This window comes from Pseudomonas sp. Pseusp16, from assembly GCF_047324915.1.
Lineage (GTDB): Bacteria > Pseudomonadota > Gammaproteobacteria > Pseudomonadales > Pseudomonadaceae > Aquipseudomonas > Aquipseudomonas fluorescens_CD.
This window is the reverse complement of the sequence record NZ_CP168522.1, coordinates 5,436,203-5,462,567: the sequence shown is the minus strand read 5'-3', so window position 1 is coordinate 5,462,567 and position 26,365 is coordinate 5,436,203. Positions and strand designations below refer to the sequence as shown.

The 26,365-nt window shown below is 61.3% G+C and carries 23 protein-coding genes; 10 read left to right on the top strand and 13 right to left on the bottom strand.

The genetic code is table 11. The features are described 5' to 3' along the window. Positions 1-33 precede the first annotated feature (33 nt). Both coaD and ACEN8Q_RS24740 read left to right on the top strand, forming a co-directional pair. A complete protein-coding gene (coaD, locus tag ACEN8Q_RS24745; protein WP_223455913.1) occupies positions 34-513 on the top strand; it encodes a pantetheine-phosphate adenylyltransferase in 480 nt (159 codons plus the stop codon). Between the two features lie 180 nt (positions 514-693). Continuing rightward, positions 694-945: a YfhL family 4Fe-4S dicluster ferredoxin gene (locus ACEN8Q_RS24740; protein WP_003195146.1), complete on the top strand. Its 252-nt coding sequence runs from the start codon at positions 694-696 to the stop codon at positions 943-945. Between the two features lie 126 nt (positions 946-1,071). Here the strand turns inward: ACEN8Q_RS24740 and mutM are convergent, their stop codons facing one another. Further along, the gene (gene mutM, locus ACEN8Q_RS24735; protein WP_413703856.1) at positions 1,072-1,884 is read right to left on the bottom strand and encodes a bifunctional DNA-formamidopyrimidine glycosylase/DNA-(apurinic or apyrimidinic site) lyase; all 813 of its coding nucleotides are present in this window, start codon (positions 1,882-1,884) and stop codon (positions 1,072-1,074) included. A gap of 42 nt (positions 1,885-1,926) precedes the next feature. Next, a complete protein-coding gene (locus ACEN8Q_RS24730) occupies positions 1,927-2,796 on the bottom strand; it encodes an HDOD domain-containing protein (RefSeq protein ID WP_413421822.1) in 870 nt (289 codons plus the stop codon). A gap of 176 nt (positions 2,797-2,972) precedes the next feature. Between ACEN8Q_RS24730 and ACEN8Q_RS24725 the strand changes: the two genes are divergently transcribed. The 4 genes from ACEN8Q_RS24725 to ilvD all read left to right on the top strand — a co-directional run bounded on the left by ACEN8Q_RS24725 (position 2,973) and on the right by ilvD (position 8,394). Continuing rightward, positions 2,973-4,169 (top strand): class I SAM-dependent rRNA methyltransferase, encoded by a 1,197-nt coding sequence (locus ACEN8Q_RS24725; RefSeq protein ID WP_008065056.1) that lies wholly within the window; start codon positions 2,973-2,975, stop codon positions 4,167-4,169. A gap of 208 nt (positions 4,170-4,377) precedes the next feature. Next, complete coding sequence (locus ACEN8Q_RS24720) at positions 4,378-4,836, top strand: REP-associated tyrosine transposase (protein ID WP_413703855.1); 459 nt, start codon at positions 4,378-4,380, stop codon at positions 4,834-4,836. Between the two features lie 197 nt (positions 4,837-5,033). Next, entirely contained in the window at positions 5,034-6,251 is a 1,218-nt protein-coding gene (locus ACEN8Q_RS24715) for an MFS transporter (RefSeq protein ID WP_413703854.1), read from the top strand. A 301-nt stretch (positions 6,252-6,552) separates the two neighbouring features. Further along, positions 6,553-8,394, top strand: coding sequence for a dihydroxy-acid dehydratase (gene ilvD / locus ACEN8Q_RS24710; protein ID WP_413703853.1), 1,842 nt, complete (start codon positions 6,553-6,555; stop codon positions 8,392-8,394). A 166-nt stretch (positions 8,395-8,560) separates the two neighbouring features. Here the strand turns inward: ilvD and ACEN8Q_RS24705 are convergent, their stop codons facing one another. Then, complete coding sequence (locus ACEN8Q_RS24705; protein WP_413703852.1) at positions 8,561-8,809, bottom strand: DUF6124 family protein; 249 nt, start codon at positions 8,807-8,809, stop codon at positions 8,561-8,563. Positions 8,810-9,362: 553 nt separating this feature from the next. Beyond that, positions 9,363-10,418, bottom strand: a complete 1,056-nt coding sequence (locus ACEN8Q_RS24700) for a haloacid dehalogenase-like hydrolase (RefSeq protein WP_413703851.1) — start codon at positions 10,416-10,418, stop codon at positions 9,363-9,365. 242 nt (positions 10,419-10,660) lie between these two features. On the opposite strand from ACEN8Q_RS24700, the gene ACEN8Q_RS24695 reads away from it, so the two are divergent. Beyond that, entirely contained in the window at positions 10,661-12,052 is a 1,392-nt protein-coding gene (locus ACEN8Q_RS24695) for an L-cystine transporter (RefSeq protein ID WP_116261535.1), read from the top strand. Positions 12,053-12,156: 104 nt separating this feature from the next. Here ACEN8Q_RS24695 and ACEN8Q_RS24690 read toward each other — a convergent pair whose 3' ends face one another. Next, positions 12,157-12,669: a dihydrofolate reductase gene (locus ACEN8Q_RS24690; protein ID WP_413703850.1), complete on the bottom strand. Its 513-nt coding sequence runs from the start codon at positions 12,667-12,669 to the stop codon at positions 12,157-12,159. Between the two features lie 85 nt (positions 12,670-12,754). Here ACEN8Q_RS24690 and ACEN8Q_RS24685 point away from each other — a divergent pair, with 85 nt between their 5' ends. Together ACEN8Q_RS24685 and ACEN8Q_RS24680 are read left to right on the top strand one after the other, a co-directional pair. Then, on the top strand, positions 12,755-14,125 hold the full coding sequence (locus ACEN8Q_RS24685; RefSeq protein WP_413703849.1) for a DUF2868 domain-containing protein: 1,371 nt from the start codon (positions 12,755-12,757) through the stop codon (positions 14,123-14,125). Then, complete coding sequence (locus ACEN8Q_RS24680; RefSeq protein WP_413703848.1) at positions 14,118-15,494, top strand: GTPase/DUF3482 domain-containing protein; 1,377 nt, start codon at positions 14,118-14,120, stop codon at positions 15,492-15,494. Before ACEN8Q_RS24685 ends, ACEN8Q_RS24680 begins: the two co-directional genes overlap by 8 nt. A 135-nt stretch (positions 15,495-15,629) precedes the next feature. On the opposite strand, the gene ACEN8Q_RS24675 is transcribed toward ACEN8Q_RS24680, so the two are convergent. The 7 genes from ACEN8Q_RS24675 to ACEN8Q_RS24645 all read right to left on the bottom strand — a co-directional run bounded on the left by ACEN8Q_RS24675 (position 15,630) and on the right by ACEN8Q_RS24645 (position 24,684). Further along, positions 15,630-16,187: a phosphonate degradation HD-domain oxygenase gene (locus ACEN8Q_RS24675; protein ID WP_413421845.1), complete on the bottom strand. Its 558-nt coding sequence runs from the start codon at positions 16,185-16,187 to the stop codon at positions 15,630-15,632. Next, the gene (locus ACEN8Q_RS24670; protein ID WP_413421847.1) at positions 16,187-17,320 is read right to left on the bottom strand and encodes a TIGR03364 family FAD-dependent oxidoreductase; all 1,134 of its coding nucleotides are present in this window, start codon (positions 17,318-17,320) and stop codon (positions 16,187-16,189) included. Before ACEN8Q_RS24670 ends, ACEN8Q_RS24675 begins: the two co-directional genes overlap by 1 nt. Positions 17,321-17,437: 117 nt before the next feature. Next, positions 17,438-18,463, bottom strand: coding sequence for a putative 2-aminoethylphosphonate ABC transporter substrate-binding protein (locus ACEN8Q_RS24665; protein ID WP_008020008.1), 1,026 nt, complete (start codon positions 18,461-18,463; stop codon positions 17,438-17,440). Positions 18,464-18,512: 49 nt separating this feature from the next. Then, positions 18,513-20,237, bottom strand: coding sequence for a putative 2-aminoethylphosphonate ABC transporter permease subunit (locus tag ACEN8Q_RS24660; RefSeq protein WP_413703847.1), 1,725 nt, complete (start codon positions 20,235-20,237; stop codon positions 18,513-18,515). Beyond that, positions 20,237-21,313 (bottom strand): putative 2-aminoethylphosphonate ABC transporter ATP-binding protein, encoded by a 1,077-nt coding sequence (locus ACEN8Q_RS24655; RefSeq protein ID WP_413703846.1) that lies wholly within the window; start codon positions 21,311-21,313, stop codon positions 20,237-20,239. The genes ACEN8Q_RS24660 and ACEN8Q_RS24655 overlap by 1 nt, the downstream gene beginning before the upstream one ends. A 229-nt stretch (positions 21,314-21,542) precedes the next feature. Next, positions 21,543-22,406, bottom strand: coding sequence for a LysR family transcriptional regulator (locus ACEN8Q_RS24650; protein ID WP_413703845.1), 864 nt, complete (start codon positions 22,404-22,406; stop codon positions 21,543-21,545). A 16-nt stretch (positions 22,407-22,422) separates the two neighbouring features. Continuing rightward, positions 22,423-24,684 carry a heavy metal translocating P-type ATPase gene (locus ACEN8Q_RS24645; RefSeq protein WP_413703844.1) on the bottom strand — a complete coding sequence of 754 codons (2,262 nt, stop codon included), beginning with the start codon at positions 24,682-24,684 and terminating at the stop codon, positions 22,423-22,425. A gap of 93 nt (positions 24,685-24,777) precedes the next feature. Here ACEN8Q_RS24645 and cadR point away from each other — a divergent pair, with 93 nt between their 5' ends. Next, a complete protein-coding gene (gene cadR / locus ACEN8Q_RS24640; RefSeq protein ID WP_111285329.1) occupies positions 24,778-25,227 on the top strand; it encodes a Cd(II)/Pb(II)-responsive transcriptional regulator in 450 nt (149 codons plus the stop codon). A 136-nt stretch (positions 25,228-25,363) separates the two neighbouring features. Here the strand turns inward: cadR and ACEN8Q_RS24635 are convergent, their stop codons facing one another. After that, positions 25,364-26,335 carry a thymidylate synthase gene (locus tag ACEN8Q_RS24635; protein WP_413421859.1) on the bottom strand — a complete coding sequence of 324 codons (972 nt, stop codon included), beginning with the start codon at positions 26,333-26,335 and terminating at the stop codon, positions 25,364-25,366. Positions 26,336-26,365 lie beyond the last annotated feature (30 nt).

The window sequence follows — 26,365 nt, the reverse complement described above, 5'->3', positions numbered from 1 at the left end:
GACTCCCCAACGGATTCCCGCCAGGACGACGCGATGAACCGAGTGTTGTACCCAGGTACCTTCGACCCTATTACCAAGGGCCATGGCGATCTGGTCGAACGCGCCTCGCGCCTGTTCGATCACGTGATCATCGCCGTCGCCGCGAGCCCGAAGAAAAACCCGCTGTTTCCTATGGAACAACGGGTAGAACTGGCGCGCGAGGTCACTAAACATTTGCCGAACGTTGAAGTCGTCGGCTTCTCGACGCTGCTGGCGCACTTCGCCAAAGAGCAGAATGCTAACGTGTTCCTGCGTGGTTTGCGCGCGGTGTCGGACTTCGAATACGAGTTCCAGCTGGCCAACATGAACCGCCAGCTGGCGCCGGATGTGGAAAGCCTGTTCCTGACCCCGTCCGAACGTTACTCGTTCATCTCTTCGACGCTGGTCCGTGAAATTGCTGCCCTGGGCGGCGATATCACCAAGTTCGTGCACCCCGTGGTGGCGGACGCCCTGACCGAACGTTTCAAGAAATAATCCCCGCAAACTGTAGGAGCGAGCCTGCTCGCGATGGACGTCAACGATAACGCGGGAAACCTGACACCCCTCCGCGTTCTCAGGTTTTTCGCGAGCAGGCTCGCTCCTACAGCGCCAATGCGGCACAATTAAGCGCATTGGTTTATTGCGCCCGGGCCTGCCGCCCCGGCTGGAGTTAGCATGTCCCTGATCATCACCGACGATTGCATCAACTGCGACGTCTGCGAACCCGAGTGCCCGAACGCCGCCATTTCCCAAGGCGAAGAGATCTACGTGATCGACCCGAACCTGTGCACCCAGTGTGTCGGCCACTACGACGAACCGCAGTGCCAGCAGGTCTGCCCGGTGGATTGCATTCCACTGGACGAAGCCCATCCGGAGACTGAAGAACAGTTGATGGAGAAGTACCGCAAGATTACCGGTAAGGCTTAAGTCATTCGGCGCCTGTCAGGCCGCCTTCGCGAGCAAGCCCGCTCCCACATCTGGAATGCGTTCCCCCTGTGGGAGCGGGCTTGCTCGCGAAGGCGTCATCAGCCTCACTGAAGCTGTAACTGACTGTCAGCTCTGACAGCGCGGGCAAAAAACGCTGGCGCGTTGCCCGAGCTTCACTTCCCGCAGGCCCGTGCCACAGACTTTGCAGTGCTCGCCGCCGCGACCGTACACGAACAGTTCCTGCTGGAAATAACCAGGCTGACCGTCACCACCGATAAAGTCCCGCAGCGTGGTACCGCCGCGCTCGATGGCGGCCGCCAGGATGCGCTTGATCTCGATTGCCAGTTTCAAATAGCGCGCACGGGAAATACTCTTGGCTTCGCGGCGCGGGTCGATTCCAGCGGCGAACAACGCTTCGGTCGCATAGATATTGCCGACGCCCACCACCACCGCGTTATCCATGATGAACGGCTTGACCGCCATCGAGCGTCCACGGGACAGCTGGAACAGGCGCTCGCCGTCGAACAGGTCGGTCAGTGGTTCCGGCCCCAGGCGGATCAGCAATTCATGATTGAGCGGATCGAGGCTCCAGAGCATTGCACCGAAGCGCCTCGGGTCGGTGTAACGCAGGGCCAGGCCCGACTCCAGTTCGATGTCCACATGCTCATGCTTGGCCGCCGGCAACCCGGCCTCTACCAGACGCAAATTGCCTGACATGCCCAAATGGCTGATCAAGGTGCCGACTTCGGCATTGATCAGCAGGTATTTGGCGCGCCGCTCCACCAGTACGATGCGCTGCCCGGACAACCGCACATCGAGGTCTTCGGGGATTGGCCAACGCAAGCGACGATCACGCACGATCACCCGGCTGACACGCTGGCCTTCCAGGTACGGCGCGATGCCGCGACGGGTGGTTTCGACTTCTGGCAATTCAGGCATGGTGCTCTCGGATCAGGCTCAGGGCCCTTAAAGTTCCGACACTCAGCGATGAGTGCCGAGGTCGCGGATCGTCTGCTTGAGGGTCTCGAAGTCGTAGTCCGAGAGGCCGACATAATCGAGCACCAGCGGCGCGATGCTGTTCCACTCGTGATCTTCGGTCTGATTGCCCAGCACCCGGTACGACGCGCAAATGTGCTCGGCCATCTTCAGGATCGCCAGCAGGTTCTTCAAGGAACTGTTGCGCGAAGATTCATCGCTGAAGATCGCCAGGGCATTGTGGTGATTGGCGATCGCCGCACTCACGTGCTCCGGCAGGCGCCAGGACTTGGCCGTGTAATACCCGACCACCGAATGATTGGTATTGAACACCTGATTCTCCGTGTCCACCACCCGGCATTCGGCACTGGCGTTGGCATAGGCCTGTTCCAGAACGCCCATGTACTCGGGAAAACGCTGGAGCATCAAGGGTACGCCACAATCGTGGAACAAACCGAGCGCATAAGCTTCATCGCCGTTTTCAACGCCGATGCGCTTGGCCAGGGTCAGGCAGGTCATTGCCACGTCCTGGGCGGTGTCCCAGAAACGGTTGAGGGTGACAATGGTGTCGTCGTTCATCTCGCCCTTGATCGACTGCGCGTTGATCAGGTTGATGACCGAGCGGCTGCCCAGCAGATTCACCGCGCGCTGGATCGAGGCGATCTTGTTGCTCAGCCCGTAATACGGCGAATTGACGATCTTCAGCAGGGAACCGGAAAGGCCCGGGTCCTGGGAGATCAGTTTGGCGATGACTTCCAGATCCGGGTCGGGCATGTACTGCTCCATCTGCAAATCCACCATGATTTGCGGCTGGGCCGGTACGCTGATGCCCTGCAGGGCGTGTTGGATCTGTTCGGAAGTCAGCTCTTGGGACATAAGTACACACTCTGGGTCAGGCGCAGATTCTAGCTTCTAACAGTTGGATCCGAAACCTTGTACGGCCCATCGCCTGAAGTTTCATCCTGGCCGGCCCTGCCCACCGCATGTCCATCCACCATGCCGTGGCCTTGCGCAACAGGCTATACTCCCGCTCTTTTTTCCGGAGCGACGTCATGTCCCTGCCTAGCCTGCGCCTCAAAGCCAACGCCGACCGCCGTCTGCGCAACGGCCACTTGTGGGTCTACAGCAACGAAATCGATGTAGCCGCTACGCCTTTGCACGGTTTCAAGGCCGGCGACCAGGCGATCCTCGAAGCCGCCGGCGGCAAGCCGCTGGGCATCGTTGCCATGAGCCCGAACAACCTGATCTGCGCCCGTTTGCTGTCGCGCGACATCAAGCTGCCGCTGGACAAATCGCTGCTGGTGCACCGCCTGAACGTGGCGCTGTCCCTGCGCGATCGTCTGTTCGACAAGCCGTTCTATCGCCTGGTCTACGGCGACTCCGACCTGTTGCCAGGCCTGGTGGTTGACCGTTTCGGCGACATCCTGGTGGTGCAGATCGCTTCGGCGACCATGGAAGCCCATAAAGACGACGTGATCGCGGCGCTGACCCAAGTGCTCAAGCCAAGCGGCATTCTGTTCAAGAACGACTCCGCCGCCCGTGACGCCGAAGGCCTCAACCGCTACGTCGAAACCGTGTTCGGCCTGGTGCCGGAGTGGGTTGCCCTCGAAGAGAACGGCGTGAAGTTCGAAGCCCCGGTCATCCAGGGCCAGAAAACCGGCTGGTTCTACGACCACCGCATGAACCGCGCACGCCTGGCGCCTTACGCCAAGGGCAAGCGCGTACTGGACCTCTACAGCTACATCGGTGGCTGGGGCGTGCAGGCTGCCGCGTTCGGCGCCAGTGAAGTGTTCTGCGTCGACGCCTCGGCCTTCGCCCTCGACGGCGTCGAGCGCAACGCCGCGCTGAACGGCTTCGCCGAAAAAATGACCTGCATCGAAGGCGACGTGTTCGAAGCCCTCAAAGAGCTCAAAGCCAGCGAAGAACGCTTCGACGTGATCGTGGCCGACCCGCCGGCGTTCATCAAACGCAAGAAAGACATGAAGAACGGCGAAGGCGCCTACCGCCGCCTGAACGAGCAAGCCATGCGCCTGCTGACCAAGGACGGCATCCTGTTCAGCGCATCCTGCTCGATGCACCTGCCGGAAGACGACCTGCAGAACATCCTGCTGACCAGCGCCCGTCACCTGGACCGCAACATCCAGATGCTGGAACGTGGTGGTCAGGGCCCGGATCATCCGGTGCATCCGGCCATCCCGGAAACCCGCTACATCAAGAGCATTACTTGCCGGTTGTTGCCAAACAGCTAACAACCCAAAACCCTTGTAGGAGCGAGCTCTGCTCGCGATGGTCGTCAACGATAACGCGGGGAACCTGATACCCCGCGGCGTCTTTGAATTCATCGCGAGCGAGCTCGCTCCTACAGGGTGCAAGACACATCCTGATCCACTGCCGAAGCGACAACCTCCCACCCCACGCCTACCGTTTTCTCTTCCCATCACCGAAGAGGACAACGGAATGTCCAACACCCCGAAAGCCCATCACTTACGCACAGGCCGCCGCTCGGAACCCGGGCGAATCTATCTCCTAACCGCAGTCACCCATGAACGGCAACCGATCTTCAATGATTTGTACGTTGGACGCTTGGTAGTGAGCGAATTCAGAAGAGCTCATGAAACCGGCAATGCCACCTCAATAGCCTGGGTCGTCATGCCGGATCACTTTCATTGGCTGGTTGAATTGCACAACGGTGATTTGCCGAAACTAATGCAAGCGGCCAAATCCAGAAGTGCTCGCGCCATCAACCAGCAAAGAGGTCGCCACGAAGCGCTATGGCAAAAGGGTTACTTCGACCGAGCCTTGCGTCGCGAGGAAGATCTGAAAGCAGCAGCCCGATACATCATCGCCAACCCTTTGCGCGCAGGGCTTGTGACTCGAGTCGGAGACTACCCGCTGTGGGATGCCATGTGGATTTAATATTGTAGGAGCGAGCTCGCTCGCGATGGTGGTCAACGATGACATGGGAAGCCTGCCACCCCGCGGTGCTCTCAGGCTTTTCGCGAGCATGCTCGCTCCTACAACAGATTCGGAAATGTCCTGCGCCTGCCTGAGTTGACATTCTCTCTCATCAATTCGATCTTCAGCCACCTCTCACGGACCGAGCAAACTGGCTGATGACGCAGCGTAAATCCCCCACCAAAAAATCCTCAGCCATTACGTTGCTGATGGTCATGACGCTACTCAGCGTCTTCCCTCTCGATGTCCTTCTTCCCTCTTTCCCGGCCCTGGCCAAACATTTCCAGACCACACCCACCGACATTGCGCTGTCAATCAGCCTGTTTGCTATCGGCATCTCTCTGTCCCAGCTCCTGATCGGGCCACTATCGGATGCCATGGGGCGCAAGGGCCTCCTCCTGGCTGGAATGGCCGTCTCAATCCTGGGCGCGGCGGGTTGCATCCTGTCGACCGAGTTCAGCTGGTTCCTGATGTTCCGGGTAGTCCAAGCCGTTGGCTGCGGCTGCTTTGTACTGTCACAGGCGCTGGTCCAGGATTTGTTCGAAGGCCCAGAACGGGATCGACTGCGGATTCTGATGGTCACGGCCAGCGGGATTTTCATTTCCTTTTCGCCATTGTTGGGCAGCGTGCTGCAGGAGGCGCTGGACTGGCCCGGCAGTTTTTATCTGTTCATTGCCTTGGCTGCGGCCGTGTTTCTCAAGGCGTGTTTCTTTCTGGAAGATGTGCGGCCTACCGCGGCCTCACACCAGAACATCATTCACTCATACCGACGGGTGTGCGCTGATGCGGGCTTCATGGGCTATTGGCTGATCGCGGCAATCGCCTTCACCTGCCACTTTTCCTTCATTGTTGTCTCACCGTTGATCTTCATGGATCAGTTGCACATGTCGGCCTACGAGTTCTCTCTGACCCTTCTACTTTATGGTGCGGCTTATATCATCGGTGGCGTCGTCGCCCAGATGCTTGCCCGTCGGATAACCGCGAATGTTCAAATCATTGTCGGCCTGGGCCTGATTTTCTTCTCTGGGCTGTTAATGCTTTTACTATCGAGCTTGATGGGGCTTTCAGCCCTGACGGTTTTGGTCCCGATGATCATCTGCACCGCTGGCACCACCATCGCCCGCCCCGTCGCCACGTCCAGAGCCATGGATGTGTTCCCCGCCAGCTCCGGCACTTCTGCTTCGGCCGGTAGCACGGTGGTTTTTATCTTCGGCGGCCTGATCAGTGCCCTCATCAACGTGAGCGGGGGCGATCTGCAAACGACCCTGGCACTGGCATTCCTGCTGCTAAGCACCACGGCCATAGGCATGAATGCGCTGATCAACCGCCGGACCACTTGTAGGAGCGAGCTCACTCGCGATGGTGGTCAACGATAACGCGGGGAACCTGATGCCCCGCGGCGTTCTCGGGTTCATCGCGAGCGAGCTCGCGCCTACAGGGGCGGTCGCCGAACGTCTTGTGAATGCGTGGAGCCATTCCCTCCAGCCGCCAGCCGTGTAGAATCGCGAACATTCATCGCCAGTCATCCCCCGGCGGGTTTATGAGCTCAAGCTGAAGCGCGCGGCGATCCCGCAAAGTTATCGGCAACTTCCGGACACACGGCCATTTCCGGGTGTTCCAGACGTCAATAGAAGCTCACTTCCCTTTTGATACCTGATTAGCCGCCCGGAGTGCTTCATGCCTGATTACCGCTCGAAAACATCCACCCACGGCCGCAACATGGCCGGCGCCCGCGCACTGTGGCGCGCCACGGGGATGAAAGATGACGACTTCAAGAAGCCGATCATCGCCATTGCCAACTCGTTCACCCAGTTCGTACCGGGCCACGTCCACCTCAAGGACCTGGGCCAACTGGTCGCTCGTGAAATCGAACGCGCTGGCGGTGTGGCAAAAGAATTCAACACCATCGCTGTCGATGACGGCATCGCCATGGGCCACGACGGCATGCTGTATTCGCTGCCGAGCCGCGAGATCATCGCCGACTCCGTCGAGTACATGGTCAACGCCCACTGCGCCGACGCCATCGTCTGCATCTCCAACTGCGACAAGATCACCCCCGGCATGCTGATGGCGTCCCTGCGCCTGAACATCCCGGTGATCTTCGTCTCCGGCGGCCCGATGGAAGCCGGCAAGACCAAACTGGCCAGCCACGGTCTCGACCTGGTCGACGCCATGGTGATCGCCGCCGACTCCAGCGCTTCTGACGAGAAAGTCGCTGAGTACGAGCGCAGCGCTTGCCCGACTTGCGGATCGTGCTCCGGCATGTTCACCGCCAACTCGATGAACTGCCTGGTTGAAGCCCTGGGCCTGGCCTTGCCGGGCAACGGTTCGACCCTGGCCACCCACAGCGACCGCGAGCAGCTGTTCCTGCAGGCCGGCCGCACCATCGTCGAGCTGTGCAAGCGTTACTACGGCGAGAACGACGAGTCGGTATTGCCGCGCAACATCGCCAACTTCCAGGCGTTCGAAAACGCCATGACCCTGGACATCGCCATGGGCGGTTCCACCAACACCATCCTGCACTTGCTGGCCGCCGCCCAGGAAGCCGAGATCGATTTCGACCTGCGCGACATCGACCGTCTTTCGCGCAACGTACCGCAACTGTGCAAGGTCGCGCCGAACATCCAGAAGTACCACATGGAAGACGTGCACCGCGCTGGCGGCATCTTCAGCATCCTCGGCTCGCTGGCCCGTGGTGGTTTGCTGCACACCCAGCTGCCGACCGTGCACAGCCGCAGCATGGAAGAAGCCATCGCCAAGTGGGACATCACCCAGACTGACGACGAAGCGGTGCACCACTTCTTCAAGGCCGGTCCTGCGGGCATCCCGACGCAAACCGCGTTCAGCCAGTCGACCCGTTGGGAAACCCTGGACGACGACCGTGAAAACGGCTGCATCCGCAGTGTCGAGCACGCCTACTCGCAAGAAGGCGGCCTGGCCGTGCTGTACGGCAACATCGCCCTGGACGGCTGCGTGGTGAAAACCGCCGGCGTCGACGAGTCGATCCACGTGTTCGAAGGCAACGCCAAGATCTTCGAAAGCCAGGACAGCGCCGTACGCGGCATCCTCGCGGACGAAGTGAAAGAAGGCGACATCGTCATCATTCGCTACGAAGGCCCGAAAGGCGGCCCGGGCATGCAGGAAATGCTCTACCCGACGTCGTACCTGAAATCCAAAGGCCTGGGCAAAGCCTGTGCCCTGCTCACCGACGGCCGTTTCTCCGGCGGTACCTCGGGCCTGTCCATCGGTCACGCTTCGCCTGAAGCCGCTGCTGGTGGCGCAATCGGCCTGGTGCAGGACGGCGACAAAGTGCTGATCGACATTCCGAACCGCTCGATCAACCTGTTGGTCAGCGACGAAGAACTGGCGGCACGCCGGGTCGAGCAGGACAAGAAAGGCTGGAAACCGGTGGAAGTGCGTCCACGTAAAGTGACCACCGCGTTGAAAGCCTACGCCCTGCTGGCGACCAGCGCCGACAAGGGTGCGGTGCGTAACAAGGCGATGCTCGACGGGCTGTAAGGCTTAACCGTTGAACAAAAAATGCCCCGCCAAGTGCGGGGCATTTTTGTTTGCATCGATCCCTTGTAGGAGCGAGCTTGCTCGCGATGGTCGCAAGGACACCGCGTCAAATCAGACAGCACGCATCATCGTTAACAACCATCGCGAGCAAGCTCGCTCCTACAAGTTATTTTTGTGGATCGAGGTTATCGAGCGCCTGGTTCACCGCCAGCTCGCCCAGCATGATGACCTGCGCAATCCCCAGCATCGTGCTGCGTTGGGAGCCGTCCAGCAGGCCGGCAAAATCGCTGGCCATGACATTGGCTGAAGCGAGGGACTCGCAGGCGTGGGCCAACAGGGTTTCGGTGTCGAGGCCCGGTGCGATGATGAATGTTCGGCTGGGTTTGCGCGGAGGATCGGGGGTAATTTTGAGCATTGATAAAACTCCTTACACCATAAGACAAGGAGCCATCACCCTCGCTACCAAACGAAGGGTGGCGGCCATGCGCAGGTTGGTAGACCGGGGTGTAAGGAAACCGGCGCGCCCGAAAGCGCCCTGTGCATGACCACCATAAAAAGCAGAGACGCAAGAACGTCTGCAAATCATGATGCTTTGCACCCTACACAGCCGGGCTACCAAACCCGATCACTGATGTTCAGTGACAGGTAGACGGTAGAGTCCGGGAGTAAGGCGCACAAGCCGGCGGATTCTGGCGTAGTCGTAGTCCCTTACGCAAGAATGCGTAGGTTGCGACTGTCAGAGGATGTCGATCAAACAGAGGCTTTCATTGCACTGGCTGGCCTCTTCGCGAGCAAGCCCGCTCCCACAGGGTGTTTGATGTGAACACTGGATGTGTGAACAACAACAATCAAACTGTAGGAGCGAGCTTGCTCGCGATGGTCGCAAGGACACCGCGTCAAATCAGACAGTACGCGTCATCGTTAACGACCATCGCGAGCAGGCTCGCTCCTACAGTGGATCAAAATCCTTACTGGATTTCTTCAGGCTTCACGACCACCCAGTTCTTGTCGGCAGTCACCGTCAAGCCTTCCTTGGCCTGGGCCGCAGCGTGCTTGGCCATCATGCCTTGGATCTGGGTCATGTATTTGTCTTTGCGATTGACCCACAGGTGGATGCCGCCCTTGGCCACGTCAACACTGTGGAACAGCATGTAGCCGTCGCTGCTCGGGGTGTCGCCGCCGACCAGTACCGGTTTTTTCCACTCGTCGATGTAGGTCAGGATTGCCGCCTGTTTGCCAGCCATCCAGGTCGCCGGAGTCCACAGGTACGGGGTCACTTCAAGGCCGAGGTTGGCCTTCTCGTCATATTTGCCGGCGGTGATCTGCTTGCGTGCGGTGGTCAGTTCGCCCGTCTTCGGGTCCTTGAGCAGCAACGACACGCCGATCACGTTCTGCGGCTTTACGTTGTAGCCGTACTTTGGATCGGCCGCGACCATGCGCACCAGCTCTTCGGAGGCGGCGGTCATCACATAGACCTCGATGCCGTTCTCCATCAGTTTGTTGTACAGCTCTTGCTGGCCGGTGAAGATTTTCGGCGGGTTGACGTCGAGCTTCTTGACCACGTCGCCTTCGTAATAGGTGGCCGGCACCGGTTTGCCGGACGCCATCATCTCGTCGACGTAGCCCTTGAGTTCCTTGAGCGTAAAGCCGGAGAACACCTGGGCGACCCATGGATAGCAAACCATGTCGTCAACTTCACAGAGGCGGTAGTAGTAGCTGAACAGGCTTTCCTTGTGGTCGGCGGTGTCCTTGAACGGCATCAGCTTCAGGGAGGGATCGAGCTTGTCGCGGGTGATCAGGCCCTTGTTTTCCATGAACGGCAGCAGCGACTCTTCCAGGTCATAGCGGTAACTGGTGTTGTCCATGTCGAACACCGCGTAGTTACCCTTGTTGGCGTTGGCCGCGATCATCGCGTCCAGTGCCTTGGCCTGATCGGCTGGCCAGTGTTTCAGATCCGTTGCGAAAACCTGGCCGGCAAGGCCCAGGCAAAGTGCTGCAGCCAGTAATTTCGGTGCGAACTTCATCGGCGTTTCTCCCTGAATGTGAAAGACATCGACGCTAACAAATAAGTGTGACAGTCCTCGTCTGTCAGCGACCGTCCGCGTCCCTTTCGCGTCAGTTGCATTTCTGACAGCGACATCCGCTTATTCCAAAAACGACGGATACCATACGTTTTTGATATTAATTCATTAGTTTTCAAGCTGTTAGGCTTGCCGGTTCGCAGCTGCCCCGGATGGTAGCTGGCACAAGTCTCATGGGAGTCCCAATGAATCTGCCGCTGATTCTCAATCTGCTGGTGTTCCTCGCTTTGCTCTTCGGCCTGGCGCAAACCCGCCACACCACCTGGAGCCTGGCGAAAAAAGTCCTGCTCGCGCTGGTGCTGGGCGTGGCGTTCGGTGTGGCGTTGCACACGGTCTACGGTGCCGGCAACCCGGTACTGAAAGCCTCGATCGGCTGGTTCGATCTGGTGGGCAACGGTTATGTGCAATTGCTGCAAATGATCGTGATCCCGCTGGTGTTCGCCTCGATCCTCAGCGCCGTGGCCCGTCTGCACAACGCTTCGTCGCTGGGCAAGATCAGCTTCCTGACCATCGGCACGCTGCTGTTCACCACGGCCATAGCGGCGCTGATCGGCATCGGCCTGACCAACCTGTTCGGCCTGACCGCCGAAGGCCTGGTGGCCGGCACCCAGGAAATGGCGCGCCTGCAAACCATCCAGACCGACTACGCCGGCAAGGTCGCCGACCTGAATGTGCCGCAACTGTTGCTGTCGTTCATTCCGCAAAACCCGTTCGCCGATCTGGCGCGGGCCAAGCCGACGTCGATCATTAGCGTGGTGATTTTTGCTGCATTCCTGGGTGTCGCCGCGCTGCAACTGCTCAAGGATGATGCCGAGAAAGGTCAGAAAGTGATCAACGCCATCGACACCCTGCAAGCCTGGGTGATGCGCCTGGTGCGCCTGGTGATGAAGCTGACCCCGTACGGCGTACTGGCGCTGATGACCAAGGTGGTCGCCGGTTCCAACCTGCAAGACATCATCAAGCTCGGCAGTTTCGTGGTGGTGTCCTATATCGGCCTGGGCCTGATGTTCGTGGTGCATGGCGTGTTGGTGTCGGTGGCCGGGATCAATCCGCTGCGCTTCTTCCGCAAGATCTGGCCGGTACTGACGTTCGCGTTCACCAGCCGCTCCAGTGCAGCAACGATTCCATTGAGCATCGAAGCGCAAACCAGTCGCCTGGGCATCCCGCAGTCCATCGCCAGTTTCGCCGCTTCGTTCGGCGCGACCATCGGCCAGAACGGCTGTGCCGGTCTGTACCCGGCGATGTTGGCGGTGATGGTAGCGCCAACCGTGGGCATCAACCCACTGGACCCATTGTGGATCGCGACGCTGGTGGCGATTGTCACGCTGAGCTCGGCCGGTGTGGCCGGAGTGGGTGGCGGCGCGACCTTTGCCGCATTGATCGTGCTGCCGGCGATGGGCTTGCCGGTGTCACTGGTGGCGTTGCTGATTTCGGTCGAGCCATTGATTGATATGGGGCGTACGGCGTTGAACGTCAGTGGGTCGATGACGGCGGGTGCGATTACCAGCCAGGTGATGCAGCAGACCGATAAGGCGCTGCTGGATGCGGATGAGCATTCGGCGTTGGCGCAGGCTTAAGTACTTTAGCGACTGAGCGGGCCTCTTCGCGAGCAAGCCCGCTCCCACATTGGATCTGTGAGCGACACAAATCCCCTGTGGGAGCGGGCTTGCTCGCGAAGCTTTCAGGCTTTTTCCCAGACTTCGAAGCTGTACGCCGGCTTGTCGCCTTCGGCCGGGTTCGGCACATTCGACACCAGCTTCCACTGGTTCAAATCAAACTCCGGAAACCACGCATCCCCTTCCGGGCTCAGCGCCACGCGGGTCAGGTACAACCGGTCAGCCTGTGCCAGGCCTTGCGCATACAACTGCGCACCGCCAATCAGCATCAGCTCATCGACGCCCTGCTCCTTCGCCCATGCTTCAGCGCGAACGACGGCGGCTTCCAGCGACGGATAAACCTCCGCGCCTTCCAGCAGCAGGTCATCCTGACGGCTGACCACGATGTTCAAGCGGCCCGGCAACGGGCGACCGAGGGAATCCCAGGTCTTGCGACCCATGATGATCGGCTTGCCGAGGGTGGTGGCCTTGAAATATTTGAAGTCCCCCGGCAGGTGCCAGGGCATGCTGTTGTCGACGCCGATCACACGGTTTTCACCGAGGGCTGCGATCAGGCTGAGGGGGAGTGATTTAGTCATGTCGGCGAGGATACCAGAGCCTCGCTTTCGCCGATAAGCGCCACAGCGGTTATGCTCTCAGCTCAATGAAGCGACGGGATGCCGCGTGACTGAACTCAATACCCTCTGGCTGACGGAAACCATTCGCCTGCGCGAAGAACACGCAGGTCCCCTGGAAGACCTTGAAGCCAACCGGATGGCCCGCAGCGCCGGCGGCGATTTGCCGTCGCGCATTCAACGCCGGGCTCTGTGGCTGGCTGAACGCGATGGCCTGGCTGCAGCCCTCCAACACTGGCTGCAAGGCGCACGACTGGCGCTGATCGTAATGGCGGCGCTGGCCGTGATCAGCGGCGCCGGCCTGGCCTTTGCGGCAATGGGCGACGGCCTGCACCCGGTGAATGTGTTCTGGGCCCTGGGCAGCCTGCTCGGGCTGAATCTGATCCTGCTGCTGAGCTGGGCCCTGGGGCTGGTGTTTGCCGGCGAACACGGCGCCAGTCTCGGGCGGTTGTGGTTATGGCTAAGTGAAAAACTCGCTCGTGACGCCAAAGCCGCGCAACTGGCACCGGCCCTGCTCCTGTTGCTGCAACGCCAGAAACTCAATCGCTGGGCCATCGGCGTGCTGGTCAACAGCCTGTGGTGGCTGGCGATGCTCAGCGCTCTGGTCATTCTGCTGACGCTGATGGCGACCCGGCGCTACGGCTTCGTCTGGGAAACCACGATCCTCAGTGCCGACACCTTTATCGCCGTCACTCAGGCGCTTGGCGCGCTGCCGACCCTGCTCGGCTTCAGCGTGCCGACCGAGGAGATGATCCGTGCCAGCGGCGATGCCGCACTGAACATCGAAAGTGCCCGCCAGGCCTGGGCCGCCTGGCTGGTGGGGGTACTGCTGGTCTACGGCGTTTTGCCGCGCCTGCTGCTCGCGCTGTTTTGCCTGTGGCGCTGGAGGACGGGGCAAACTGCGCTGCGTCTGGATTTGAACCTGCCCGGATACGCGCAACTGCGCGAACGCCTGATGCCCACCAGCGAGCGCCTCGGCGTCAGCGATGCGGCACCGGCCCAACTGCATCGCGTGGAAAACGGTGTCACCGAGCAGCAAAGCGACGGCGCGCTGTTGGTCGCCATCGAACTGGACGATCAACGCCCGTGGCCACCGCAATTGCCGAAAAACGTGAGCAACGCCGGCATCCTCGACAGTCGCGAATCGCGGCACAAACTCCTCGAACAACTGAGCCGCTTTCCTCCAGCGCGCCTGGCCATCGCGTGCGATCCACAACGCTCGCCGGATCGCGGCAGCCTGGCCTTGATTGCCGAACTGGCCCGCAGCGCCAGCGCCACCCGCGTGTGGTTGTTGCAGGCACCGCCCGGTGAAGCGCTGGACGCCGAACGCCTTGGCGACTGGCACGTGGCGCTGCAACAACTTGAGCTGCCTTTTGCCGACTGCGCGCCGATGAACTGGCTGGAGACGGGCCATGACTGACACCCGCAAGCAGCCTCTGAAACTCGCCGTCGTCGGCCACACCAATGTCGGCAAGACCTCGCTACTGCGAACCCTGACCCGCGACGTCGGCTTCGGTGAAGTGTCCCATCGCCCCAGCACTACACGGCACGTCGAAGGTGCCCGTCTTTCGGTGGACGGCGAGCCACTGCTCGATCTCTACGACACCCCTGGCCTGGAGGACGCCATCGCCCTGCTCGATTACCTCGAACGCCTGGAGCGTCCCGGCGAACGCCTCGACGGCCCGGCTCGCCTGGCGCGCTTCCTTGAGGGCAGCGAAGCCCGGCAACGCTTCGAACAGGAAGCCAAGGTGCTGCGCCAGTTGCTGGCGTCGGATGCCGGGCTCTACGTGATCGACGCCAGGGAACCGGTGCTGGCCAAGTACCGCGACGAGCTGGAAGTGCTCGCCGGTTGCGGCAAGCCCTTGCTGCCGGTGCTGAATTTCGTCAGCAGCGCCAACCACCGCGAACCGGCGTGGCGTGAAGCGCTGGCGCGGCTGGGTCTGCATGCCCTGGTGCGCTTCGACAGCGTCGCGCCGCCGGAGGATGGCGAGCGTCGACTCTATGAAAGTCTCGCCCTGCTGCTGGAAACGGCCCGGCCGCAACTCGAACGCCTGATCGCCGATCAGCAAGCCCAGCGTCTGGCTCGCCAACAAAGCGCCGAGCGACTGATTGCCGAATTGCTGATCGATTGCGCGGCGTGCCGGCGCAGCGTGGTCAGTGAGGCCGAGCAGGAACAGCAGGCGATCAGCGAACTGCGCAAAGCCGTACGCCAGCGTGAACAGCGTTGCGTCGAGGCCCTGCTCAAGCTTTACGCCTTCCGTCCACAGGATGCCGCGGCTGGTGATTTGCCGCTGCTCGACGGCCGTTGGGGCGATGACCTGTTCAACCCGGAAACCCTCAAACAACTGGGTGTACGCGTGGGTGGCGGTATCGCCGCGGGTGCTGCTGCGGGAGCCGGGGTCGACCTGCTGGTGGGCGGGATTACCCTGGGTGCGGCGGCACTGGCGGGGGCCATCGCCGGCGGCGCGCTGCAAACCGCACGCAGTTATGGCAGCCGCTTGCTCGGCAAGATCAAGGGCCAGCGCGAACTGACGGTAGATGACAATGTGCTGCGCCTGTTGGCGCTGCGCCAGCGGCAATTGCTGCAAGCGCTGAACGCCCGCGGACATGCAGCGATGGACAGCATTCAGGTGGCCACGCCCCAGGACAAGAGCTGGCGCGAAGGCAAACTGCCCGAAGCCCTGAACAAGGCACGGGCACATCCGCAGTGGTCGTCGCTCAATCCTCATTCAAAACTGAATCAGGCGGAGCGGCAGGAGCAGGTTGAGGCGTTGGCGCAGCAGCTTTAGTGGCTTGACTGATGATGCATGCTGTCAGCGCTGGCCTCTTCGCGAGCAAGCCCGCTCCCACAGGGGATGTGCGTCGGTCACAAATCCAATGTGGGAGCGGGCTTGCTCGCGAAGGCAGCCACTCGGCGCCGAGACTTACGCAGCCAACAACCGCACCGCTTTTTCCTTCAGTACCCCAAGATCAATCACCGGCACATGCATCTCTTTCGCCAGCTCATCCCACTGGCGCATGCGCAAGCTCACTGCACACAGCGGGTCCTGCTCGAACGCCTCAGCCTCTTCAGCCGTCATCACCCCGCCCTGATACTCCAGGGTCCGGCGGCTGGCTACGCTCAAGCGTTCGTAATACCCCGGTTCCTTGAGCGTCAGATAACGCTTGGCTTGAACGTGGTACTCCACCAGCCGCGCCATGCGTTCGCCAAAACCGGCGCGACGCAGGTAGTCGGCGCCGAGCCGCTCATGGCTGACCACGCCGAAGCCGCCCATGTTCTCCGCGCTTTCAGCGCAGATATGCCCGATGTCGTGGAAGAACGCCGCCAGCACCACTTCATCGTCGAAGCCTTCGGCCATGGCCAGCTCCGCCGCCTGGGACATGTGCTCGATCTGTGACACCGGCTCGCCGATGTAGTCGCTGTCGCCAAAGCGCTCGTACAAACCGAACACCTCGGCAATCACTCGTTCATTGCGCTCCATCAGATTTCCTCCAATACGGTGGCCACGTTGCGCTCAGCCATTGCCGGCCCGACGCTCATGCCGACACCGGTGTGCATCAACGCCACGCCCAGGCCTTTTTCCGGGCGCAGGAACGAGAACGGTCCTGGCCCCCGTGAACCATAGACGCCCTGCCAGCGTTCGACCACCTGCACCTTGCAGCCCAGGGTTTGCTCGGCCAGCTCGATCATCCAGTCATCGACCTGCTCGGCATTGAAGGGCGACGGATCGCGACCGTAATGGTGCGAATCGCCAATGATCAACTCGCCATAGGGTGTCGGGCTGATCAGCAGGTGGATGCCATTTTCGTGCAGGTGCGGCGCGTGCCGCAGGATTTCCGCCTGCACCGCTGCAGCCTCCGGCAAGTCGGCGAAGGCGCCGTAGTGCACGCAACTCAAACCGGTGAGCAACGCGTGTTGCAGGTTGAGGTTGATCTGCGGTCGGGCGCGGAGCATTTGCAGGCGGCAGATTTGCGGGTCGAGCTCGGCGATGTGCTCGGCCAGCAAGGTCTGATAGTCATGACCGGAGCAGACGATGATCTGCTCGGCACTGAAGCTGCCGGCGGTGCTGTACAAGCGGCCCGGTTCGATATCGCGAACCAGGGTGGAGAAGTGAAATTCGACACCCAGGTCGCGGCGCAGGAAGTCGATCAGCGCCGGAATCGCTTCGCGTGAATACAGTTGCTGGTCGTCCACACCGTGCAACGCCGCGCGATGATGGCGGAACTGGCCGCCATACAAATCGCGCAATGCGGCACCGCGCAGCAGGTCGACGCGGTAGCCGTGTTCGACGGCGCGGCCCTCGCAGAAGGCTTCCAGCAGTTGCTCTTCCGCTTCGGTGCGGGCGAACAGGTACGAGCCATTGCGCTTGAGTTGCAGGCCGGCGAGCTGTGCCCAATCGCCCCAGATCCCGCGACTGGCGCGGGCCAGCTCCAGCATCGGGCCCGGCGGTTGGCCGGTGACCAGTGCCTGGCCGAAGTTGCGCACCGAAGCGCCGACCGGCGTTTCGCTACGCTCGAAAACCGTGACCTTGAGACCGCGTTTGGCGGCGGCATATGCGTGGGACAAACCCAGGATGCCGGCGCCGACGATCAGCATGTCGTTGTGTTGTGTCATGGAGTCTTGTCCTGAATTTGAAACCGCTTTCGCGAGCAAGCCCGCTCCCACATTGGAATGCGTAATCCTGTGGGAGCGGGCTTGCTCGCGAAGAGGCCCTTTCAGCCGATAAAGATCTTACTTGGCCGCCACTTTCTCGGACTTGCCGTCATAACGCTTGCGCCATTCGGTGAGGATCTCGTCGCGGTTCTTCGAAGCCCAGGCGAAGTCGTTCTTGATCAGGCGCTGTTCGTAGTCGGCTGGCAGTTCGGTTTGCGGCTTGGCGATGCCAGGCTGGGCGAGCACGGCGAAGTTTTCTTTGTAGAGTTCCATCGCCTCAGGGCTGGCGGAGAAGTCAGCCAGTTTTTTCGCGGCTTCCTCGTGGGCGGTGCCCTTGATCACGGCCGTCGCTTCGATCTCCCAGCCCAGGCCTTCCTTCGGCAGGATGATGTCCAGCGGTGCGCCCTGGCGTTTCAGTTGAACGGCCGGGTACTCGAAGGAAATACCGATCGGGAACTCACCGGCGGCGGCCAGTTTGCAAGGCTTGGAACCGGAGTGAACGTACTGGCCGATGTTCTGGTGCAGGCCGTCCATGTACGCCCAGCCCTGCTTCTCGCCGAAGGTTTGCAGCCAGGCGCTGACGTCGAGGAAACCGGTGCCGGACGATGCAGGGTTCGGCATGACGATCTTGCCTTTGTACTCAGGCTTGGTCAGGTCTTGCCAGCTCACTGGCTTGGTCAGGCCCTGCTTCTCGGCTTCGACGGTGTTGAAGCAAATGGTCGCGGCCCAGACGTCCATGCCGACCCAGGCTGGCGGATTGGCGGCGTCGCGGTAGTTGGCGCCGATCTTGCCCAGATCCTTGGGTGCGTAGCTTTGCAGCATGCCCTGCTGGTCGAGAATTGCCAGGCTGGAAGCCGCCAGGCCCCACACGGCGTCAGCCTGCGGACGAGCTTTTTCGGCCAGCAGTTTGGCAGTGATGATCCCGGTGGAATCACGCACCCACTTGATCTCGACGTCCGGGTTGGCCTTTTCGAAGGCTTCCTTGTAGGTCTTCAGTTGTTCGGCTTCGAGGGCGGTGTACACCGTCAACTCGGTTTTCGCCGCGAAGGCGTTCAGGCTGAAAGCGGTGAGAACAGCAGCGGCCAGGGCCAGGGGCTTGAACATGATCTTTTCCTGTTTTGAGTTGAGGGCTTTCGGTTTGAGGAGAAGCAAATCAATGACCGGGCGCGGTCTGCCGCCAGGCCTGGGAGCGGCGCAGCAAGCCGCGCGAAGCCCAGGCCAGCAGCAGGGACACGCCCGCCGAGGTGAACAGAATCAGGGTCGACATCGCTGCCGCGCCGCCGACGTTGCCGGCGTCGTCCATGTTCAGCACCGCCACCGCCGCGAGGATGGTGTCGGGGCTGTAGAGGAAGATCGCCGCCGAGACGGTGGTCATGGCCGAGACGAACAGGTAGCGCACGATGTCCAGCAACGCCGGCAGGCAGATCGGCACGGTGACGCGCAGGTAATGGCGGTACAGCGGCGCCTTGAGCGACAGCGCGGCGGCTTCGAACTCGGCATCGAGTTGACGCAGCGCGGTGGTGGCGGTCATTTGCGCGGTGGTCAAATAGTGCGCAATGGTGCAGACGATCAGCAGCGCCATGCTGCCGTAGAGCACGTGCAGCGGGTTGCCGGTGAGGTTGAAGAAGAAGACGTAACCCAACCCCAGCACCAGGCCCGGCACCGCCATCGGCACGAAACTGAGCATGCGCAAGGTCAGGTTCAGGCCGCGCTGTCCCTTGGTTTTTTCCATCAGGTAGGCGCCGGTGAAGATCAGCATGGAGCCGATCAGCGCGGTGCCCAAAGCCATCTTCAGGCTGTTGCCGTAGGCCAGCCAGCCACCGCCGGCGGTTTCGTTGAACTGGTAGTGGTTGAGCGACAGCGACAGGTTGTACGGCCAGAACTTCACCAGCGACGAGAACACCGCCATGCCGAACACCAGCAGCAATGCCGCGCTTATCAGCAACACGATGGCCAGGTAGCATCCGTCGCGCAGCTTCGATGGCACAGGCTTGAACACCTGGGCACGACCGCTCATGGAGTCGCCGTGACGTCGACGCAACCAGGCATCGACCCCGAAACTGAACAGCGCCGGCAGCAGCAACACCATGCCGATCAAGGCACCGCGGCCGAACTGCTGCTGACCCACTACCGCCTTGTAGGCCTCCAGCGCCAGCACCTGATAGTCGCCACCGACCACCACGGGCACACCGAAATCGGTGATGGTCAGGGTGAACACCAGGCAGAACGCCGCGAACACTGCCTGGCGGGACGCCGGCCAGGTGATGCTGCGGAAAGCTTTCGCAGGACTCGCGCCCATGCTGGAGGCGGCATCGAACAGTCGTGCATCCGCCAGGGACAACGCCGACAGCAGAATCATCAAGGCGTGCGGGAAGGTGTAGATCACCTCACCGAGCACAATGCCCCAGAAGCCGTAGATGTTGTCCGAAAGCAGACCACGCAACATGCCCTGGTTGCCGAACAGGTAAACCAGCGCAATGCCGGGCAGCATCGACGGCGCCATCAATGGCAGCAGCGAGATGCCGCGCCAGATGCCTTTGGCCGGAATCAACGTGCGTTGCAGGGCGTAGGCAAACAGGTAGGCCAGCGGTACGACAATGGCCGCGACGCTGAGGGAAACCTTCAGACTGTTACCGAGCAACCAGTGGAAGTTCTCGCTGGTCACCAGTTCTTTCGCTGCGACCCAACCACCGCCCTGCCCGGCTTCGGCGCTGAAACCACGCCAGAAGATCGCCAGCAACGGCATCAACACGGCAATGCTGAGCAACACCAGCAGGAGGACTTTGCCGCCGACCACGAACAGGCGGTCACCGATTTCGGCGCGGGAGGTCCGCCGAGCCTGCCTTTGTGGCAGCGGCAGCGCGAGGTTCGCGCTCATCAGGCAAACACCTGCAGGCTACGCGGCGGCAAGGCGACCATGATCTGCTGCGCACCAAGACGCGGCATGGCTTCCGGCGCCAGTTCCGCCAACAGTGCATGGCCCGGCAACTGATCGAGTTCGAAGCTCATGCGGCAGCGGTTGCCGAGGAAGGTGATTTCGCGAACCTTGGCCGGGAACAGGTTTTCCTCGTGCACCAGCGGGTTGATGCTGATCGCTTCCGGTCGGCAGAACAAACGGCCCGACGCGGTCCTGGCGCCGCCATCGGCCAGGCGCATGTTCATTCCGCCGACCTGGGCGTGGCTGTCGCTGCTGCGCTGGAACGGCAACCAGTTACCCTGGCCGACGAACTCCGCCACGAATGGCGTGGCCGGGCGATTGTAGATTTCCTGCGGCGTGGCGTACTGCTCGACCTTGCCGTTGTTCATCACGGCAATGCGGTCGGCCATCAGCATGGCCTCGTCCTGATTGTGGGTCACCATCAGCGTGGTGATGCCGAGGTTGCGTTGCAGCTGGCGCAATTCGGTGCACAGGTGCTCGCGCACCCGGGCATCGAGGGCCGACATCGGTTCGTCGAGCAGCAACAGCGAAGGCGCCGGGGCCAGAGCGCGAGCCAGTGCAACCCGCTGCTGCTGGCCGCCGGACAATTGACCGGGATACTTTTTCTCGCTGCCGCCCAGGCCGACCAGCTCCAGCATCTGGCCGACACGTTGGCGAATCTGGTCGCGGCCATTGCCGGCGAGGCCGTAGGCAATGTTCGCTTCGACGGTCAGATTGGGGAACAACGCATAGGACTGGAACAGAATGCCGTAGTCCCGCGCCTGGGGTGGCAGGTGGGAAACATCGCGGTCGCCTAGGTACAACTCGCCACTGTCCTGCTTTTCCAGACCGGCGATGCAGCGCAGCAAGGTGGTTTTGCCACAGCCCGACGGGCCCAGCAGACACACCAGCTCACCGGCCGCCACGTCGAGGGAAACGTTATCCAGCGCCGTGAAGGCGCCAAAACGTTTCTGAACGCCGCGCACTTTCATCGGTGCACCGGGGTTGGTCAGGGCAGTTGCAATCGGGTTGTTCATGGACGGACCTCATCGAGCAGATGGGGGCCATCCTAGAGTTGTAATGAGTCCGTCATGTGGCAGTAAGGCAAAAACTGCCGATAGTGGTATTCGGGATTTTTGGTTCAGAGTTCAAGAGATGTATTGCCCGATCCGACGCCTTCGCGAGCAAGCCCGCTCCCACAGTTGAGTGCGGTCCCCTGTGGGAGCGGGCTTGCTCGCGAAGGGGCCGGTACTGTCACCACTGATCTCAGGCCGGAGCCATTTCCTGCGCCAACCCCAGAAACGCCGCCGGCAGCCGCGCGTTTTTACGCTCCTTGAGGCAATACAGGTATTCCGGGATTTGCGGCGCATTTTCGATGGTCAGCACCCGCAACTGCGGATCGTGCGGGACTTCCTGGCGGGCAATGATGCTGATGCCTATGTTGCGCAACACCGCTTCGCGGATCGACTCGCGGCTGCCGATTTCCAGCAGCGGGCCGAAACACACCCCGGCACTGGTGAGCAATTCTTCGGTCAGGCGACGGGTGGTCGAGCCCGGTTCGCGCATCAGCAGGGTATGCCCGGCCAAGGCGCCGAGCGGTACGTGATCGTGAACCGCCAGCGGATGATTGCGATGCACCGCCAGCACCAGCGGATCGCTGCCGAGCACCCGGCGAATCAGCCGCGCGTCATCGAGCAACTGCGACGACGCCGCGACATCGACCCGGTATTCCTCCAGCGCTTCGAGCACTTGCTGGGAGTTGCCGATTTCCACCGAAACCTCAACCTGCGGCAGTCGCTCGCGAAAGGTCTTCACCAGGTCGAGGATGTAATACGGCGCCGTGGCGGCAATACGCAATGTGCCCTGGACCTGGCCGCAGTTACGCAGGAAAAACTCGATGTCGGCTTCCTGTTGCATCAGCACCTTGACCATCGGCAGCAGCCGCGCGCCCTCCTCGCTGACGCTCAGACGCCGGCCGCCACGATAGAACAACTCGACCGAGTACTGACTTTCGAGGTTGCGGATCTGCGTCGTCACCGTCGGCTGGCTCAGGCCAAGCTTTTTTGCAGCCTGGGTAATGCTGCCCAGGCGGGCCACCATGTAAAACGCCTTCAGCTCGGCACTCAGCACAACCGTCCCTCATCCTTCACTTGCGCAGCAGGCGCAATCCGTTGAACACCACCAGCAAACTCACGCCCATGTCGGCGAACACCGCCATCCACATGGTAGCGACCCCGGCGAAGGTTACCCCAAGAAAGATCGCCTTGATGACCAAAGCCAGGGCGATGTTCTGCTTGAGAATGCTCGATGTCTGGCGTGACAGGCGGATGAATGCCGGGATCTTGCGCAGATCGTCGTCCATCAGGGCGACATCGGCGGTTTCAATCGCGGTATCGGTGCCGGCGGCGGCCATGGCGAAACCGATCTCCGAACGCGCCAGTGCCGGGGCGTCGTTGATGCCGTCGCCGACCATGCCGACCCGATGCCCTTGGGCATAAAGGGCCTCGATGGCCTGCAATTTGTCACCCGGCAACAGGTCGCCCTTGGCCTCGTCGATACCGACTTGTGCAGCGATAGCCTGCGCGGTGTGGACGTTATCGCCGGTGAGCATCAGGGTCTTGATGCCCAGGTCATGCAGTTGCCGGATAGCTTCGCGGCTGCTTGCCTTTACCGTATCGGCGACGGCGAACAACGCCAACGGACCGGACGAATCAAGCAGCAGCACCACCGACTTGCCCTGCTTTTCAAGGGCAAACAGCTTTTCTTCCAGCGCCGGCGAACACAGGCCCAGATCCTCGACCAGACGATGGTTGCCCAAATGGTAGAGCTGGCCGTTGATCTCGCCGCGCACGCCACGCCCGCCCAAGGCTTCGAAGTTATCCACAATCAGCGGCGCAATTGGTTTATCCACAGCCGCTGTGGCGATGGCCAGGGAAACCGGGTGGTCCGAGCGCCCGGCCAGCGCGGCGGCAATGGCTGGCGCCGATTCATCGACGGTCGGGTCCAGCGACAGGTAATCGGTCTGTACCGGTTTGCCGTGGGTGATGGTGCCGGTCTTGTCCAGGGCCAGGTAGTCGAGCTTGTAACCGCCCTCCAGATAGACGCCGCCCTTGACCAGAATGCCTTTGCGCGCCGCCGCCGCGAGGCCACTGACGATGGTCACCGGTGTGGAAATCACCAGCGCACACGGGCAAGCCACCACCAGCAGCACCAGCGCCCGATAAATCCAGTCGAACCACAACGCGCCCATGAACATTGGCGGGATCACCGCCACGGCCAAGGCCAGGACGAACACCGCCGGGGTGTAGATTTTCGAGAAGCTGTCGACGAAACGCTGGGTCGGCGCCCGCGCACCCTGAGCCTGCTCGACGGCGTGGATGATGCGGGCCAGGGTCGAGTTGTCCGCCGCGGCGGTCACTGCGTACTCCAGGGAGCCGGCCTGATTGATGGTGCCGGCGAATACTTTGTCGCCGACGGTTTTCTCCACCGGCAGGCTTTCACCAGTGATGGGCGCCTGATCGATGGTCGAGCGACCGGACAGCACTTCGCCGTCCAGGCCGATACGCTCACCGGGACGCACCCGTACCCGCGCGCCGAGCCCTATGGTTTTGACATCCTGCTCAAGCCAGGTCCCGTCAGCCTGCAATACCGTTGCCGTGTCCGGGGTCATCTGCATCAGGCCACCGATGGCATTGCGCGCACGATCGAGGGATCGGGCTTCGATCAATTCGGCCACGGTGAACAGGAACATCACCATGGCCGCTTCCGGCCACTGGCCGATCAGCACCGCGCCGGTCACGGCAATGCTCATCAGCGCATTGATGTTCAGGTTGCGGTTCTTGAGAGCGATCCAGCCTTTTTTGTAGGTACCCAGGCCACCACTGAGGATCGAGACCAGTGCGATAACCGCCACCACCCAGTTCGGTGCGGTACCGGTGAAGTGGATAACTTCCGCCAGCAATGCACCAACACCGGACAGCGCCAGGGGCCACCACGGCTTTTTCCGCGGCGCCGGCCCCGGGGTTTCAGCCCCCTGATCCATCGGCTCGGCATGCATGCCCAAGGACTTGATGGCCTCGACGATCGGCTCGATATCGGGCAAGTCGTGGGTCACGCCGAGCACCCGATTAATCAGATTGAACTCCAGCTGCTGCACCCCGGTCAGTTTGCTTAGCTTGTTCTGGATCAGCGTCTGTTCGGTTGGACAGTCCATGGCCTCGATGCGAAAACTGCTCAGTCGGGCCCCGGGCGTCGGCGCTTCGCTCAGTTTTACCAGCGCAGGCGCTGCCGCTTTAGATGAGCAGCAGGAGTCGCCGTGACTGCCATGGCCATGTTTTGGCACGGGTTTGAGCTTGTGGCTGTGCTCGTGTTCAGCCCCGGGTTTGTGGGAATGCAGGGAATCGCTCATTGGTTGCGTCCATAAGAGTGCCTGTTGCCAAGTAAAGACCCTGTAGCCACTATAGGGTCAAGCACCCTTTCTGGAGTTTTGGAGATTGGCGTCATGAAAATTGGAGAATTGGCGAAACTCACGGACTGCGCCGTGGAGACGATCCGCTACTACGAGCGCGAGAACCTGCTGCCGGAACCAGCCCGCAGTGACGGTAATTATCGCGTCTATACCCAGGCCCACGCCGAGCGCCTGACGTTCATCCGCAACTGTCGCACCCTAGACATGACGCTCGAAGAAATCCGCAGCCTGCTGGCGTTTCGCGACAGTCCGCAGGACCAGTGCGAAAGCGTCAACGCGCTGATCGACGAGCACATCCATCACGTCAAGGCGCGGATCGACGGCTTGCTGGCCTTGCAGACACAACTGCTCGACCTGCGCCAACGCTGCGGCGAGCGGCCGGGTGTCGATCAATGCGGGATTTTGCAGCGGCTGGAAGTAAGCGGCGGGGTTGTGGCGACGGAGGTTGAGCATTCCCATGTAGGCCGCAGTCACGGCCATTGAGAACACCACCCTCCCTCTGTAGGAGCGAGCTTGCTCGCGATGAACTCAAGGGCGACGTGGGTCGTCAGACAATACGCGTCATCGTTAACGTCCATCGCGAGCAAGCTCGCTCCTACAAGGGGGATAGCGTGAAGCGTCAGACCGCCATCGGCGCGGTCATTGGCGCGTGGTGTTCGTAGCCTTCCAGCGAAAAATCGCTCGGCTCCACCAGCTCCAGCCATTGCGGCTGATACACGCCCGTCTTGGCAAACTCCGGCACACGCTCGGAAATCACCAGTTTCGGCATCGGGAACGGCTCGCGCTTGAGCTGTTCGTTGAGCATGTCCAGGTGGTTTTCGTAGACGTGGGCATCACCGATGAAATAGGTGAACCAGCGCGGCGTGTAGCCCGTCAGGCGACCGATCAGGCTCAGCAGCGCTGCACCTTCGGTGAGGTTGAACGGCGTGCCAAGGCCCAGGTCGTTGGAGCGGATGTAGAGCGTCAGGGAAATCTCCTTGGTCTCGACATTCGGGTGGAACTGGTACAGCAGGTGGCACGGCGGCAGGGCCATTTCATCAAGCTGGGCGCAGTTCCAGCCGTGGAACAGGATACGACGGCTACCCGGGTCCTTGATGATGGTATCGACGCACTGGCGGACCTGGTCGATGGCCTTGTACAGCACCACGTAGGCCTGGCCGTTTTCTTCGCCTTCAGCGATCTGGCGATAGCCTTGCTTCAGGGTCTGCTCGATGGCGGCCGGGTTGCTGAGCGGGATCTGCTTGTACGCCGGCCATTTTCGCCATTGCACGCCGTAGATTTCGCCGAGGTCGTCTTCGCCCTGACGGAACGGGTTGGCCAGCCACTGGGCGTTTTCGTTGGCGTTCTGGTCCCAGACCTTGCAACCCAGGGCGCGGAATTCGGCGGCGTTGTTCACGCCACGCAGGAATCCGCACATTTCGCCGACGGCCGATTTGAACGCCATTTTGCGCGTGGTGATCGCCGGAAAGCCTTCCTGCAGGTCATATCGCAGCATCGCGCCAGGAAAACTGATGGTGTTCACGCCGGTACGGTTGGCCTGTTTGGTGCCGTTCTTGATGACGTGGGCGACCAGTTCGAGATATTGCTTCATGAGTTACCTGTTTCCTTGAACCCGCAGCCA

Bases quoted from the DNA above. Each gene is read 5' to 3' on its own strand.
- coaD (WP_223455913.1), top strand. From the start codon at position 34: ATGAACCGAGTGTTGTACCCAGGTACCTTCGACCCTATTACCAAGGGC.
- ACEN8Q_RS24740 (WP_003195146.1), top strand. From the start codon at position 694: ATGTCCCTGATCATCACCGACGATTGCATCAACTGCGACGTCTGCGAA.
- mutM (WP_413703856.1), bottom strand. From the start codon at position 1,884: ATGCCTGAATTGCCAGAAGTCGAAACCACCCGTCGCGGCATCGCGCCG.
- ACEN8Q_RS24730 (WP_413421822.1), bottom strand. From the start codon at position 2,796: ATGTCCCAAGAGCTGACTTCCGAACAGATCCAACACGCCCTGCAGGGC.
- ACEN8Q_RS24725 (WP_008065056.1), top strand. From the start codon at position 2,973: ATGTCCCTGCCTAGCCTGCGCCTCAAAGCCAACGCCGACCGCCGTCTG.
- ACEN8Q_RS24720 (WP_413703855.1), top strand. From the start codon at position 4,378: ATGTCCAACACCCCGAAAGCCCATCACTTACGCACAGGCCGCCGCTCG.
- ACEN8Q_RS24715 (WP_413703854.1), top strand. From the start codon at position 5,034: ATGACGCAGCGTAAATCCCCCACCAAAAAATCCTCAGCCATTACGTTG.
- ilvD (WP_413703853.1), top strand. From the start codon at position 6,553: ATGCCTGATTACCGCTCGAAAACATCCACCCACGGCCGCAACATGGCC.
- ACEN8Q_RS24705 (WP_413703852.1), bottom strand. From the start codon at position 8,809: ATGCTCAAAATTACCCCCGATCCTCCGCGCAAACCCAGCCGAACATTC.
- ACEN8Q_RS24700 (WP_413703851.1), bottom strand. From the start codon at position 10,418: ATGAAGTTCGCACCGAAATTACTGGCTGCAGCACTTTGCCTGGGCCTT.
- ACEN8Q_RS24695 (WP_116261535.1), top strand. From the start codon at position 10,661: ATGAATCTGCCGCTGATTCTCAATCTGCTGGTGTTCCTCGCTTTGCTC.
- ACEN8Q_RS24690 (WP_413703850.1), bottom strand. From the start codon at position 12,669: ATGACTAAATCACTCCCCCTCAGCCTGATCGCAGCCCTCGGTGAAAAC.
- ACEN8Q_RS24680 (WP_413703848.1), top strand. From the start codon at position 14,118: ATGACTGACACCCGCAAGCAGCCTCTGAAACTCGCCGTCGTCGGCCAC.
- ACEN8Q_RS24675 (WP_413421845.1), bottom strand. From the start codon at position 16,187: ATGGAGCGCAATGAACGAGTGATTGCCGAGGTGTTCGGTTTGTACGAG.
- ACEN8Q_RS24670 (WP_413421847.1), bottom strand. From the start codon at position 17,320: ATGACACAACACAACGACATGCTGATCGTCGGCGCCGGCATCCTGGGT.
- ACEN8Q_RS24665 (WP_008020008.1), bottom strand. From the start codon at position 18,463: ATGTTCAAGCCCCTGGCCCTGGCCGCTGCTGTTCTCACCGCTTTCAGC.
- ACEN8Q_RS24660 (WP_413703847.1), bottom strand. From the start codon at position 20,237: ATGAGCGCGAACCTCGCGCTGCCGCTGCCACAAAGGCAGGCTCGGCGG.
- ACEN8Q_RS24655 (WP_413703846.1), bottom strand. From the start codon at position 21,313: ATGAACAACCCGATTGCAACTGCCCTGACCAACCCCGGTGCACCGATG.
- ACEN8Q_RS24645 (WP_413703844.1), bottom strand. From the start codon at position 24,684: ATGAGCGATTCCCTGCATTCCCACAAACCCGGGGCTGAACACGAGCAC.
- cadR (WP_111285329.1), top strand. From the start codon at position 24,778: ATGAAAATTGGAGAATTGGCGAAACTCACGGACTGCGCCGTGGAGACG.
- ACEN8Q_RS24635 (WP_413421859.1), bottom strand. From the start codon at position 26,335: ATGAAGCAATATCTCGAACTGGTCGCCCACGTCATCAAGAACGGCACC.